We start from the raw sequence: 13,658 nt of genomic DNA on the forward strand, positions 1-13,658 counted from the left end.
CAGAGCAACCGCAGGGCCAAGGGGTCGGCATGATCAAACGCTATGGAAACGCGCCGCAGATGGGCCGCCGCTATACCCGACGGCCGGGGGTCTATGCGGTTTTGCTGGATAGGGACGGGCTTTTGGTTACGCATCAGGCGGCGCCGACGCCCGAATTTCAGTTGCCCGGTGGGGGGATAGACCCCGGCGAGCATCCCATTGCCGCCCTGCACCGCGAGGTGATGGAAGAAACCGGCTGGCATATCGCGGGACTGCGGCGTTTGGGGGCGTTTCGCCGCTTTACCTTTATGCCGGAATACGAGCTTTGGGCGGAAAAGCTGTGCACGGTTTACCTTGCGCGGCCAACGCTGCGAATCAGCGCCCCGACCGAGGCCGGACATCAGGCGGTTTGGCTTGACCCGAAAGACGCCTTGCAGCTTTTGGGCAATGAGGGCGACCGTGCCATGTTGGCGCGGGCTTTGCGTCAGGGATCGCCACGATAGTCAAAGATCAGGCCCGAAACATCATCGGGAAAGTCTTGCCCACCGGCAAAGCTGTTTAGATCCCACAGCAGCGCCTCGAGCAATTGCGGGCTGTTCAGTGGCAAGTTTTGCCGCAGCAGGCTGATCATGCCCTGCGCGCCCAATTCATCCCCTGCGGGGCTAGGGCATTCGGTCACGCCGTCTGAGACCAGAAACAACCGATCCCCTGGCCGCAGCGTAAATTCGGTCTGTTGAAAGGTCGCATCGGTGATCAAGCCAATCGGCATGCCGCCGTTGCCCAATTCTTCGATCCGGCCATTTTTATGCAATAAAATCGGATGTGGATGGCCAGCCTGAACAAGGCAGGTCGCGCCAGTTCGCAGGTTGATCTCGGCATAGGCGAGGGTAAAATACTGATCCACCTGAATGTCTTCCAGCATCATTCGGTTCAGCCGTTCCGCCACCTCGGCCGGCCGCCAAGCGTCTTTGCGGCCATCCGGACCGGTTCGGAGCGCGATATTCTGATCGGCCGAGCCGCCAGAAAGCAAACCTGCCAACCGTGCCGTCATCATCGCCGAAGCCACGCCATGGCCCGAGACATCCACCGCATAAATCACAACCCTGTCGTCATCGATCACAAAGCTGCCCACCAGATCTCCGCCGACATGACCCGAGGGGCGCAGCATCAGCGCCGCCGTTCCCGCGCCAAAATCACGAAACCGCTCGCGCACCAAGGTTTGTTGCAACTTGCGCGCCTCGATCAGATCGCGGTCAAGCGAATCATACATCGCTTGCAGTTTCCCCAAGGTGCTGCTGATCAGCCGGTTCTTTTCGACCAGTTCATCCTGCATGCCGAGAATGCGCGTGCCCGAGCGCAGGCGGGCGCGCAACTCGTCTGCGTTAACCGGTTTCGAGACAAAATCATCGGCGCCATGTTCCAGCCCATCGGCGATTTCCGCCTTTTCAGATTTCGAGGTCAGCAGCACGAAATACCCATAGGCTTCACGCGGAAGTGCGCGAAAGGCCTTGCAAAATTCCAGCCCTGACATGCCTGTCATCATCCAATCTGACAGGATGATATCAAAATGTTTGGTCTGACACAGCGCCAAAGCCTCTTCGCCAGAGCCAGCTTCGGTGACATCATAGCCCCAGCGCGTTAACTGCATTTGCAAGATGCGGCGCTGGGCTTTGCTGTCGTCGACAACCAGCACCGGACGCGGTGGCAAGCCGCTGCGCGTATCCTTGAAGGTGGCGGGGGGGGTGCTGATCGTCACGGCAGTCTCCTTTGTCTGCCGCTGTTTTGACCTCGGAAGATTAACGCAAGATGAAGCCTAAAACTGCGCGTTTTCTGGGTTTTCTCCGTTACGATTTCTTAAGCCTCGACCGCCAGAATTGTCAGAGAAACATCGAAAGGCAGACCGCGCGATGATTGATTGGGATCGGCTGAACGAATTGCGTTCAGAAATCGGGGATGATGATTTTGCCGAAGTGGTCGAGCTTTTCTTGTTGGAAGCAGATGAGGTGATTGCCCGCATTTCTGTCAGCGCGGGTGCCACAGCGCTGGAAGCGGATCTGCATTTCTTAAAAGGAGCTGCCCTGAATTTGGGATTTCGCCGTTTCGCTGCCCTCTGTCAGGAGGGGGAAAAACGTGCGGCGACAGGCAGTTGCGATATCGAGCTTGCGACGGTGATCGACTGTTATCAGCAGTCGAAATCGATCCTGCTAAAGGGTGTCGCGCCAGAAGAGGGGGGCTAGATCAGAAACTCGGACAAAATATCGTCATTGGTGATGTCGCGATAGCTGAAGGCCGCTTCGTCCAATTGATCGAACAAAAGTTTAAAGTTCTCTGCCCGGCTGGTCTCAATTCCGATCAAGACCGAGCCAAAGTTGCGCGCCGATTTCTTCAGATATTCAAAGCGGGCAATATCGTCATCGGGGCCCAGCATTGACAGAAACTCGCGCAGGGCGCCGGGGCGCTGTGGCATCCGCAAGATGAAGTATTTTTTCACCCCCGAATAGCGCTGGGCGCGTTCTTTCACTTCGGGCAGCCGTTCAAAATCGAAATTCCCGCCCGATGTAACGCAGATCACGGTTTTGCCGGCAATCAGATCGGCAAGCTCTGGCAAGACATCAATCGACAGCGCACCCGCAGGTTCCAGCACGATGCCTTCGATGTTCAGCATTTCCAGCATGGTGACGCAGATGCGGTCTTCGGGGGCCAGCAAGACCTCATCCGCACGCACTATCTTCAGTGCTTCGAAGGTGCGCGCACCCAGGCGGGCCACGGCGGCGCCATCGACAAAGCTGTTTACCTTTTTCAGCGTTACGGGGCCATGCCCCGCAAGCGCTGCGGTCAGGCTGGCACCGCCCAAGGGTTCGACAAAGCGAAACTCTGTTTGCGGCGCCTCGCTGCGCAGATATCGGGTTACGCCAGAGGCAAGCCCGCCGCCGCCCACGGGCAAGATCACCAAATCGGGCGCTTGGCCAAGCTGATCTAGCATTTCCACCGCGACCGAGGCTTGGCCTTCGATCACATCCTCGTCGTCAAAGGGTGACAAAAAATGCGCGCCTTTTTCGGTACAAAACGCCTGTGCTGCGCCAAGAGTCTTGTCGAAATAATCACCCGTCAGCACAATCCGCACCCAATCTCCGCCAAAGGCACGGGTTTTGTCGATCTTTTGCTGCGGCGTTGTCACCGGCATAAAAATCGTGCCGGTAACACCAAAATGTTTGCAGGCAAAGGCAACGCCCTGCGCATGATTGCCCGCGCTGGCGCAGACAAATTCGGTCTGCTCGGGCTTGGCCGCGCGCACTTTGCGCATGGCGGTAAAGGCACCGCGCAGTTTATAGCTGCGCACCGGTGACAGATCTTCGCGTTTCAACCAGATTTCGGCGCCATACCGGCGCGACAGATAATCGTTGCGCTGCAAAGGCGTGCGCGGAAACAACTCGCGCAGGCGTTTGGTCGATTGTCGGGCGGCGTCAGCGAAATCGGTCATAAACGTCCTTGTGCTATTCGGGCTGAAATCCGGCGATCAGCCGCCGCAGGCCAATCACCGCGCCGACCCCGATTGCGGCAAGCGTCACAGGCCCAGACCAGGCCAGCGCCGCCATCGCCGTTACGCCTTGGCCAACCGAGCATCCCATGGCGATCACGCCGCCAATGCCCATCAGCGCGGCGCCGCCAACTTGGCGGCCCAATTCGCGCGGGTCTTCACAGGCCTCCCAGCGAAACAGCCCGCGCAGGGTTGATCCTGCCAGCGCACCCAGCAGCACCCCCGCCACCGAGCCGACCGAAAACGTCAGCCCGCCGGCGGTCGAGGTCATCAGATAGATCAGCGTCCGGCCAATCGGTGCGGTAAAGGAGGGGCCTTCGACACCAACCTCGCCAAAACTGTTGATGTTCAGCCAAGTGGTGCCAACAAAGGCCCAGACCACCGACAGCCCCGCCACAGCGCCCCAAAACAGCATGCGGGGTGACTGGCGCAAGGGTGCATAGGCCAGCGCCCAGATCACCGCCGCCAAACCGATCAGGCTTGCCGTCAGCATCGGCGACAGGCCAATCAGGCGCTGCGCGGTTTCGGTGATCCCCTGGGGTCCGGCGGCCAAGCGCTGCGGAAACAGCGCGATCCGCAGCTCGGCCAAGGGGCCTGACAGGGCAATAAAGCCGAAAAGCCCCATCACCACCACCACGACCAAAGACCGCAAATCTCCGCCGCCAAAGCGCACCAGCGCGCCGAAGCCGCAGTTCCCCGCCATCGCCATGCCATAGCCAAACAGCAGCCCGCCAAAGATGCTGGACAGCGGGTTCCAGGCAAACTGATGATACATCGTCTGCGGCAGGTCGATCAGCCCCTGCCTTGCCGCCAGTTGCGTGCCAAAAATCGCCACGCCGACAACAATGCCCCAGAGCCGCAGCCGCCGCTGATCGTCGCCGTAAACCGCGGTTTCAATCGCGCCCAGCGTGCAAAACTGCCCCAACCGCGCGGCAAGCCCCAAGGCCAGACCGCCGATCAGCCCAACAAGCGCCGCAAGCAAGCCAAATGGTAGATCTGCCATGCTCCCCTCCCGTGGATCAGCCGTTTCAGTCTGCGCTGGTTTCCGCCACGCCGTAAAGGGCCGCCAGACATTTGATTGCGGCGGTGACCTTGGGGTCGCGGATTGAATAGAAAATCGCTTGGCCTTCGCGCCGCGCCTCGACCAGCCCTTCCAGCCGCAGCCGCGCCAGATGCTGGCTGACAGCGGCTTGCCGCGAGTCGAGCAGCTTTTCCAGCGCAGTCACGCTTTTTGGCCCCGAGGTCAGATAGCACAGAATAGTGAGACGGCCTTCGTTGCCCAAAGCCTTTAAGAAATTTGCAGCATCAACGGCACCGGTAACCAGACCAGTGACATCGGTCGCAGAGATCTGCGGGTCTCTTTGGTCTTTCAGCTGCCCAGATGGCATTTTTGGCCTCTTGCCAGGTAGATTATGCGACAAATGCAGCTTGAGACGGAAAAATGCCAGCGAAAACCGCGAATATCCGCGGTTTTCGTCAGTTTTTCGCCGGTTTAGGCCGCAGAAACCCGCCAGATTACGTTGCCAACGTCATCAGCCATCAGCAAAGACCGCTTATCTGGCCCAACTTTGACCCCAACCGGACGCCCGCGCGAGAATTTTTCATCTTCGGACAAAAAGCCCGACAGAATATCGCGCGGCTTTCCGGCAGGCTTGCCGTCTTTGAACGGCACAAAGATCAGCTTATAGCCGCTAAGGGTCGAGCGGTTCCACGATCCGTGCTGACCAATCACCATCCCTTCGCCAAAGCCGGGCAGGGTGCCATCAGGCATCCAGCACAGGCCCAAAGACGCGGTGTGCCCGCCCAACGCATAATCAGGCGTGATCGCACGGGCGACCAAAGCTGGGTCTTGCGGCACGCGGTCGTCAACGGTTTTGCCCCAATAGCAATAGGGCCAGCCATAAAAGCCGCCGTCTTGAACCGAGGTCAGGTAATCGGGCGGGGTCTCGTCGCCCAGACCGTCACGCTCGTTGACCACCGTCCACAAAGCGCCGGTGACCGGCTCCCAAGCGGTGCCGACCGCATTGCGCAAGCCGCTGGCAAAGATCCGCGCCTGACCGCTGGCAATGTCATATTCCCAGATGCAGGCGCGGCCTTCTTCGGCCTGCATCCCATTGTCGCCAATGTTGGAAAGCGAGCCTACGCCTGCATAAATCTTGCCGCCATCAACCGAGGCGATCAGGCTGCGCGTCCAATGGCCACCGGGTTTGAAATCACACAGCTTGGTGCCCGCGCCCTGCAAAGCAAGCGCGCCGTCTTGATAGGGAAAGGCCGAAATGCCGTCGGTATTGCCGACGTAAAAGGTGCCATTGACCAAGGCCATGCCAAAGGGTTGGTTCTGATGTTCCAAAAACACCTCGCGCTGTTCGGCGACGCCGTCGCCATCGGCGTCGCGCCACAGAGTGATGCGGTTGGCGCTGACACCCAAGGCATGAGCGCGGCGCATCGTGGCCTGCACGGCGCGGTCCATCAGGGTTTTTGGCGGATCGGCCTGTTGCAACGCCTCGGCCACCAGCACATCGCCATTTGGCAAAACTTCGATCCAGCGTGGGTGCAGCAGGTTGCTGGCAAAGGCGTTCACCTTCAGACCTGCGGCGGCAATCGGCAGCTCGCCTTCGGCCCAACCGCGCGCTGTTGGCATTTTCAAGGTCATAATGCCCTGCTTTTTCGCCAAAGGAATGGCAGGGGCCGTGCCCACTGCTTGGATTTTCGGTGCGTTAAAGCTGCGCAGCAGCACCATCGTTGCGCCAACAAGTGCGGTCGCGCGGGCCATAAAGCTCATCTGTCGTCCCCTTTGGTTTCGCTGCAAGTGGTAGCGCAAAGCGCTGGGCAAGGAAAGCGGATGCCACGGCAGAGTTTTCCAGCGGTGGGGGCGATTTTTTACTTTCCCTTGGCTGCCAAATCAGCTTATTTAGAATCATTCCAAAAAGAGGCCGCCATGATCCCCGGATTTTCAAACCGTCGTCGTTTTTCTGATCTGAGTGAGCAGGAAATCCTTGCGCTTGCGATTTCCTCTGAGGAAGACGACGCCCGGATTTACCGCAGCTATGCCCAAAGCCTGCGCGGTGATTTTCCGGCCTCGGCGGCAGTGTTTGACGGCATGGCGGTCGAAGAAGACAGCCACCGCAAGCGCTTGATTGATCTGCATGTCGCGCGCTTTGGCGATGTAATCCCGCTGATCCGGCGCGAGCATGTGGCAGGGTTTTATGCGCGCCGGCCAGTGTGGCTGACCGAAAACCTAAAGCTCGAGCGGATTCGCGAAGAGGCCCGCGCGATGGAGCATCAGGCGGCAGATTTCTATCTGCGCGCGGCGGCCAATACCTCGGATGCCGCGACCCGCAAGCTGCTGGGCGATCTGGCGGCCGCAGAACAGGGCCACGAGCAACACGCCATCGGCCTTGAAGCCCAGCATCTGGGCGATGATGCCCGCGATGATGAAGACAAGGCCGCGCATCGCCAGTTTATTCTGACATGGGTGCAGCCCGGTCTTGCGGGGCTGATGGATGGCTCTGTTTCCACGCTTGCGCCGATCTTTGCGACGGCTTTTGCCACGCAGAACACCTGGACGACGTTTTTGGTTGGGCTTGCGGCCAGCGTGGGTGCTGGCATCTCGATGGGCTTTACCGAAGCGGCGCATGATGACGGCGTGCTGTCGGGCCGTGGCAGCCCGATCAAGCGCGGCTTTGCTTCGGGCATCATGACCATGCTGGGCGGTTTGGGCCATGCGCTGCCCTATCTAATCCCCGATTTCTGGACCGCGACGACGATCGCCATGGTGGTGGTTTTTGTCGAACTTTGGGCGATTGCCTGGATTCAGAACCGCTATATGGAGACGCCGTTTTTACGTGCGGCCTTGCAGGTTGTGCTCGGCGGTGTTTTGGTCTTTGCCGCAGGGGTTCTGATCGGAGGCGGTTGAATGTATCGCAAAGGCGAGGTGAAATACGAGGCGCTGGCGCTGCCGGATCGGGTGCAATTGCCCGACGATCAGGCCTTGCGCGCCGCTGAAGGCTTTCGCGATTACATGCGAAAACGCCATTCGGTGCGGCAATATTCCAACCGCGCGGTGCCGCAAGCGGTGATCACCGCCTGTATCGAGGCCGCCTGCACAGCGCCTTCGGGCGCGAACCATCAGCCTTGGCATTTTGTCGCCATCAGCAACCCAGCGATGAAAGCGCAGATCCGCGCTGCAGCCGAAGAGGAAGAGCGGGCGTTTTATTCGGGCGGGGCGGGCGATGAGTGGTTGGCGGCTTTAGAGCCGATTGGCACCGGCGTTGAGAAGCCGCATTTGACCCAAGCGCCTTGGCTGATTGTGGTCTTTGCGCAGCGCTATGGGCTGACCGAGGATGGCACGCGCTATAAGAATTACTATGTGCCAGAAAGCGTGGGCATCGCCACCGGCATGCTGATCACCGCGCTGCATCAGGCGGGCTTGGTCTGTTTGGAGCATACGCCCAATCCGATGAAGTTTCTGGCCGAGCTTTGTGGCCGGCCCGCGCAGGAAAAGCCGGTGATGATCTTGCCAGTGGGCTATCCGGATGCGGCGGCGACCGTGCCTGCGGTGGCCAAGCGCAAAAAGCCCGCAGATCAGGTGATGTCGGTTTTTGAATAAGGCCAAGGCGGGGGCCAGCCCCCGCGCGCTGCGCGCGTCCCCCGGGATATTTTCAGACAGATGAAGGGCGCGGGGTTGCGCTTGATTTGGGGGCATGAGAGTTTGCCGTTATGCTTGCGATATTCCTGAAAACGCTTCCCTTCTTTGCTGTCATTGGTCTTGGCTTTGCGGCTGGGCGGATGCGGTTTTTTACGGCTGAGGCGACGGTTTATCTGACCAAATTTGTGTTTTATTTCGCGCTGTCGGCGATGCTGTTTGGTTTTGCGGCGAACCTTGATCTGTCGGCGGTGTTTTCCTGGGCTTTTGTTTGGGCGTATTTTCTGGCCTCGAGCCTGGTTTGGGCCTTGGTGGCGGCGGTGGCCTTGTTGCGCGGCGCCGGGCCAGAGGAGGCGGTGTTTGAAGCCCATACCGGGGTGATCGGCAATGTCGGGTTTTTGGGCATTCCGATGTTGACGCTTTTGCTGGGCAAGGCGGCGGTGGGGCCGGTGCTTTTGGTGCTGGCGGTGGATTTGATCGTGTTTTCCTCGGTGCTGACCATTGTGATCACGGGCGTGCGTGAGGGTCGGATGAGCTTGGGCATTTTTCGCATTCTGGCGGTTGGATTGCTGAAGAACCCGATGATCGTTTCGGTGAGCCTTGGTCTGGCTTGGGGGGCGACCGGATGGAAGCTGCCGGTGCCGGTGAATGAGTTCATGACGCTTTTGGGGGCGGCGGCGACGCCTTGTGCGCTGTTTGCGATTGGCGGATCGCTGGCGGGGCGGTCGGCAGAGCGTTGGCCGGTGGCGGGCTGGTTGTCGGTCTCGAAGCTGTTTTTGCATCCGGCGGCGGTGGCTTTTGCCGCCTTTGTGGTGTTTCCGGTCGAGCGCTATGCTGCGGGGGTGATGGTGGCGGCGGCCTCGCTGCCGGTGGCGGGGAATGTGTTTATCCTGGCGCAGCACTACGGCGTGGCGCCGCAGCGGGTTTCGACCGCGATTTTGATTTCGACGGCGCTTTCGGTGCTGACGGTGACGGCGGTGATCGCTTTGGTCACGCATTAAGGGGGTAGAATGAAGACTGTAAGTGAAAATCGGGCCTTTGGCGGCGTGCAGGGGGTTTACAGCCATGCTTCTGCGGCGACAGGCACCGAGATGACCTTTGGTTTGTTTCTGCCAGCCGAGGCCGAAGACGGGCCGGTGCCGGTGCTGTGGTATCTGTCGGGACTGACCTGCACGCATGAAAATGCGATGGTGAAATCAGGTGTGCAGCGCTGGGCGGCCGAGGCGGGGATTGCGGTGGTTTTCCCTGACACCAGCCCGCGCGGCGACGGCGTGTTTGACGATGCGGCCTATGATTTGGGGCAGGGGGCGGGGTTTTATGTCAATGCCACGCAAACGCCTTGGGCGCCGCATTTTCGGATGTGGGATTATGTCACCGAGGAGTTGCCGCGGCTGTTGTTCAGCGCCTTTCCTTTGGCCGAGGCGGCGCAGGCCATCACCGGCCATTCGATGGGCGGCCATGGTGCCTTGACCATCGCGATGAGCTTTCCGGGGCGGTTCCGCTCGGTTTCGGCCTTTGCGCCGATCTGCCATCCCAGCGCCAGCACATGGGGGCGCAAGCAGTTCACCGCCTATCTGGGCGCGGATGAGGCGGCTTGGGCCAGCCATGACGCGACGCTTTTGATGAGAAAGCGCGGCTTTGATGGGCCGATGTTGATTGATCAGGGCAGCAGCGATCAGTTCCTTGATCTGCTAAAGCCCGAAGCCTTGGCGCAGGCGATGGCTGAGACGCGGCAAAGCGGGGCGTTTCGGATGCAAAAGGGCTATGACCACAGCTATTTCTTCGTCTCGACCTTTATCGAAGAGCATGTCGCCTTTCACGTCGGCGCGCTGCATGGCTGAGGCGGGTGCAAGCACGCGGATTTTCATTGATGCCGATGCCTGCCCGGTCAAGCTTGAGGCCGAGCGGGTGGCGACGCGGCTTTCGGTGCGGATGATCTTGGTGTCGAACGGTGGCATCAGGCCTTCGGAAAATCCGCTGGTGGAAAGCGTCTATGTCGCGGCGGGGCCGGATGAGGCCGACAAATGGATCGCCGAGGCTTGCGGTCCGGGCGATGTGGTGGTGACCGGCGATATTCCCTTGGCGGCGAAATGCGTGGCCGCGGGGGCGCGGGTGATCAAGCACAATGGCGAAGAGCTGAACGACCGCAATATCGGCAATGTGCTGGCGACCCGAGACTTGATGGCCGATCTGCGCTCGGCGGATCCGTTTCGTCAAGGTGGTGGCAAGCCGTTCAGCAAGACCGACCGCTCGCGGTTTTCCGAAGGGTTGGATCGTTTGGTGCGTCAAGCGCTGCGCTGATGTCGCAAGCAGGCTAGACCTGTGGCGGCGATCGGGGCTTTCTGACGCCATGGTTCAGATCCACATCCCCCCCTCGCTGTCGCCGCCGACGCCGCCTGCTGCCGGAATTCTGTTTGCTTTGGGCGGTGGGGTGATCCTGTCGGTCAATGATCTGGCGATCAAGGCGTTGTCGGGAGACTATGCGTTGCATCAGGTGATCTTGATCCGCGCCTTTGTTGGCATGGCGATTGTGCTGTCGCTGATGGCCTATTCGCGGCGCGGCTTTGCGCAGATCCGCACCGGACGCTGGCGCGAGCATTTGCTGCGGGTGGGCATCGTTATGGTGTCGAATGTGACCTATTTTCTGGGGCTTTCGGCGCTGCCCTTGGCGGATGCGGTGGCGACGGCCTTTATCTCGCCCTTGCTGATCACCATGATGTCGGCGCTGGTGTTGCGCGAATATGTCGGGCCACGGCGCTGGGCTGCGGTGGCGGTGGGAATGTTGGGCGTGCTGGTCATGGTGCGGCCTGGGTCGGGGGTTATTCAGCCTGCGGCGATTTTGGTGCTGATTTCGGCGTTTTGCTATGCCAGCAGCAATCTGATGACGCGACAGATGCGCGACACCGAATCGGCTGCAACGCTCAGCTTTTATGTGCAGGTCGGGTTCATTGTGGTCAGCTCTGCGATGGGGCTTTGGGTCGGCGATGGCCATTTGGCGCAAAGCGATGGGGTCTTGGTGTTTTTGTTCCGGCCTTGGGTTGTGCCGCCGCTGCATGATTGGTGGGCCTTTGCCGCCACGGGTGGGGCGGTGGGGGTTGGCGGGCTGATGATGAGCCAAGCCTACCGCACCACCGAAGCCGCTTTGGTCGCGCCCTTTGAATATATCGGCATGCCGATGGCAATTTTCTGGGGCGTGGTTGTGTTTGGCACTTGGCCGGATCATCATGCTTGGGTGGGCATCGCGCTGATCTGCGGTGCGGGGCTTTATACGCTGTGGCGCGAGACGGTGCACAAAAAGCAGGTCGATGTCGCGGCCCCCAGCGGAGATATATGAGGGATTATGACTGTTGAAATGATCGGACCAGAGGCCGAAGCGCTGCTGGATTGGCCAGGGCTGATTGCGGCGCTTGAGGCAGGCCACAGCCTGCCGCGCGCCGAGATCAACGATCTGTTTTTGTATCGTGGGCCCGATGTCTTGCTGGATCGCGCCGCTTGGATCGAGGGCTTGGGCGCGCTGGTCAAGGTTGCGACCGTGGTGCCGGGCAATAAGGCGCGCGGTTTGCCGAATGTGAATGGCGTGGTCAATCTGTTCAACGATCAGACGGGCCTGCTCGAGGCTTTGGTTGATTTTCATCTTGTCACCAAATGGAAAACCGCGGGCGATAGCCTGCTGTCGGCGAGCAAATTGGCGCGCAAAGATGCCAAGAGGTTTCTTTTGGTCGGCGCAGGCACTGTCGCGCGTTCGATGCAGCAGGCCTATTCAGCGCTTTGGCCCGACGCGCAGTTCATGGTCTGGAGCCGGAGCCGCGCCACCGCAGAGGCGATGGGTCTGCCCGTGGCCGATGATCTGCAAAGCGCCGTGCAGGCCGCAGATGTGATCTGCACCGCCACCATGGCTTCGGAGCCGCTGATCAAGGGCGACTGGCTGCGCGCGGGACAGCATCTGGATCTGATCGGCGCCTATAACCCCCGCATGCGCGAAGTTGACGATGCCGCGATGGCGCGCGCGCGGGTGTTTGTCGACAGCCGGGCAACCACGCTGCACCATATCGGCGAGCTGATCGAGCCGCTGAAATCTGGCGCGCTGCGCGAAGCCGATATTCAGGGCGATTTTTATGACATCGCCCAAGGCAGCTATGCCCGCCAATCAGAGGATGAGATCACCATCGCCAAAAACGGTGGCGGCGCTCATCTGGATCTGATGACCGCCGCCTATATCCAAGCCAAGTGGCGCGCGCGTTAAAACGTCAGCGCGCGGTCGCCCTGTGCATCTTTGATCCGGCTGGGCAGGCCCATCTGGTTCAAAAGATGCAGAAACGGCTTGGGGTCAAGGTCTTCGACATTGGCCATCTCGCCCAGATCCCAGGTGCCATTGGCAATCAGCAGCGCCGCCGCAACCGGAGGCACGCCAGCGGTATAGGAAATGCCCTGTGATCCGACCTCGTTAAAGGCGTCTTTGTGGTCGGCGACGTTATAGATAAACACCTCGGTGGCTTTGCCGTCTTTCTGACCGCGCACCACATCCCCGATGCAGGTCTTACCGACATAATCCGGCGCAAGGCTCGACGGGTCTGGTAGCACCGCCTTGACCAGTTTCAGCGGGATCACCTCTAGCCCTTCGGCGGTTTTCACCGGTTGTTCCGACAAAAGCCCAAGGTTTTTCAGCACGGTAAAGACGTTGATATAGTGATCGCCAAAGCCCATCCAGAACCGCACATCGGCAGCCGGATAGCGATGTGCCAGCGAATGCACCTCGTCGTGGCCGGTCATATAGGCCTTTTGCTTGCCGACGACAGGCAGATCAAATTCTTGGCCGACCTCGAACATGCTGTTTTGTTGCCAAGCGCCTTTTTGCCAGGAATAGACCGTGCCGGTGAATTCGCGGAAGTTGATCTCGGGGTCAAAGTTGGTCGAGAACCACCGCCCATGCGAGCCTGCGTTAATATCAACGATATCAATGCTTTCAACGCTGTCTAGATAGTCATCCGCCGCCAGCCGCGCATAGGCATTGACCACGCCCGGATCAAAGCCAACGCCCAAAATCGCGGTGACACCGGCGGCTTTGCAGGCCGCACGGCGCTGCCATTCATAATTGCCATACCACGGCGGGGCCTCGCAAATCTTGGCGGGGTCTTCGTGGATCGCGGTGTCCATATAGGCGACACCGGTTTCGATACAGGCTTGCAGCACCGACATATTCACAAAGGGCGAGCCGACGTTGATCACGATCTGACAGCCGGTCTGACGGATCAGGGCCACCACCTCGGCGGTCTGGGTCGCATCCACCGCATGGGCGTCAAACCGACCCGCGACCTTCATCGCGGCTTTTTCCTGCACCGAGGCGATGATGGCTTCGCATTTGCCAAGCGTTCGGCTTGCAATATGCAGATCGCCCAAAACATCGTTATGTTGCGCGCATTTATGCGCCACAACCTGTGCGACGCCACCTGCGCCAATGATCAAAACATTACGTTTCACTTCGAACCGTCTCCTTTA

15 protein-coding genes are annotated in these 13,658 nt (G+C 59.9%); 9 read left to right on the forward strand and 6 right to left on the reverse strand.

Going from position 1 to position 13,658, the window contains the following annotated elements; translation table 11 throughout:
- The first annotated feature begins 29 nt into the window (after positions 1–29).
- Entirely contained in the window at positions 30–482 is a 453-nt protein-coding gene (locus tag V7Q10_RS04125; protein ID WP_333867784.1) for an NUDIX hydrolase, read from the forward strand.
- Here the strand turns inward: V7Q10_RS04125 and V7Q10_RS04130 are convergent.
- A complete protein-coding gene (locus tag V7Q10_RS04130; protein ID WP_442885817.1) occupies positions 464–1,729 on the reverse strand; it encodes a SpoIIE family protein phosphatase in 1,266 nt (421 codons plus the stop codon). The two genes, V7Q10_RS04125 and V7Q10_RS04130, sit on opposite strands and share 19 nt — an antisense overlap.
- Positions 1,730–1,886: 157 nt before the next feature.
- Here V7Q10_RS04130 and V7Q10_RS04135 point away from each other — a divergent pair, with 157 nt between their 5' ends.
- Complete coding sequence (locus V7Q10_RS04135; protein WP_333867786.1) at positions 1,887–2,216, forward strand: Hpt domain-containing protein; 330 nt, start codon at positions 1,887–1,889, stop codon at positions 2,214–2,216.
- On the opposite strand, the gene ilvA is transcribed toward V7Q10_RS04135, so the two are convergent.
- The 4 genes from ilvA to V7Q10_RS04155 form a co-directional block, all read right to left on the reverse strand.
- Entirely contained in the window at positions 2,213–3,460 is a 1,248-nt protein-coding gene (gene ilvA, locus V7Q10_RS04140; RefSeq protein WP_333867787.1) for a threonine ammonia-lyase IlvA, read from the reverse strand. The genes V7Q10_RS04135 and ilvA overlap by 4 nt on opposite strands.
- Before the next feature lie 13 nt (positions 3,461–3,473).
- Positions 3,474–4,520, reverse strand: a complete 1,047-nt coding sequence (locus V7Q10_RS04145) for a YeeE/YedE family protein (RefSeq protein WP_333867788.1) — start codon at positions 4,518–4,520, stop codon at positions 3,474–3,476.
- A gap of 25 nt (positions 4,521–4,545) precedes the next feature.
- Complete coding sequence (locus V7Q10_RS04150; RefSeq protein ID WP_333867789.1) at positions 4,546–4,905, reverse strand: ArsR/SmtB family transcription factor; 360 nt, start codon at positions 4,903–4,905, stop codon at positions 4,546–4,548.
- A 104-nt stretch (positions 4,906–5,009) separates the two neighbouring features.
- Positions 5,010–6,299, reverse strand: coding sequence for a PQQ-dependent sugar dehydrogenase (locus tag V7Q10_RS04155; RefSeq protein ID WP_333867790.1), 1,290 nt, complete (start codon positions 6,297–6,299; stop codon positions 5,010–5,012).
- 156 nt (positions 6,300–6,455) lie between these two features.
- Here V7Q10_RS04155 and mbfA point away from each other — a divergent pair, with 156 nt between their 5' ends.
- The 7 genes from mbfA to V7Q10_RS04190 all read left to right on the forward strand — a co-directional run bounded on the left by mbfA (position 6,456) and on the right by V7Q10_RS04190 (position 12,405).
- Positions 6,456–7,433, forward strand: a complete 978-nt coding sequence (gene mbfA / locus V7Q10_RS04160; protein ID WP_333867791.1) for an iron exporter MbfA — start codon at positions 6,456–6,458, stop codon at positions 7,431–7,433.
- Positions 7,434–8,126, forward strand: coding sequence for a nitroreductase family protein (locus V7Q10_RS04165; RefSeq protein WP_333867792.1), 693 nt, complete (start codon positions 7,434–7,436; stop codon positions 8,124–8,126).
- Between the two features lie 110 nt (positions 8,127–8,236).
- Positions 8,237–9,163 (forward strand): AEC family transporter, encoded by a 927-nt coding sequence (locus tag V7Q10_RS04170; RefSeq protein WP_333867793.1) that lies wholly within the window; start codon positions 8,237–8,239, stop codon positions 9,161–9,163.
- A 9-nt stretch (positions 9,164–9,172) separates the two neighbouring features.
- Positions 9,173–10,003, forward strand: a complete 831-nt coding sequence (gene fghA / locus V7Q10_RS04175; RefSeq protein ID WP_333867794.1) for an S-formylglutathione hydrolase — start codon at positions 9,173–9,175, stop codon at positions 10,001–10,003.
- The gene (locus V7Q10_RS04180) at positions 9,996–10,463 is read left to right on the forward strand and encodes a YaiI/YqxD family protein (RefSeq protein WP_333867795.1); all 468 of its coding nucleotides are present in this window, start codon (positions 9,996–9,998) and stop codon (positions 10,461–10,463) included. The genes fghA and V7Q10_RS04180 overlap by 8 nt, the downstream gene beginning before the upstream one ends.
- A 49-nt stretch (positions 10,464–10,512) precedes the next feature.
- Positions 10,513–11,496: a DMT family transporter gene (locus V7Q10_RS04185; protein ID WP_333867796.1), complete on the forward strand. Its 984-nt coding sequence runs from the start codon at positions 10,513–10,515 to the stop codon at positions 11,494–11,496.
- Positions 11,497–11,502: 6 nt separating this feature from the next.
- Positions 11,503–12,405: an ornithine cyclodeaminase family protein gene (locus tag V7Q10_RS04190; RefSeq protein ID WP_333867797.1), complete on the forward strand. Its 903-nt coding sequence runs from the start codon at positions 11,503–11,505 to the stop codon at positions 12,403–12,405.
- On the opposite strand, the gene V7Q10_RS04195 is transcribed toward V7Q10_RS04190, so the two are convergent.
- A complete protein-coding gene (locus V7Q10_RS04195) occupies positions 12,402–13,640 on the reverse strand; it encodes a saccharopine dehydrogenase family protein (protein WP_333867798.1) in 1,239 nt (412 codons plus the stop codon). The genes V7Q10_RS04190 and V7Q10_RS04195 overlap by 4 nt on opposite strands.
- Positions 13,641–13,658 lie beyond the last annotated feature (18 nt).

Source organism: Cypionkella sp. (assembly GCF_036782355.1).
GTDB lineage: Bacteria > Pseudomonadota > Alphaproteobacteria > Rhodobacterales > Rhodobacteraceae > Cypionkella.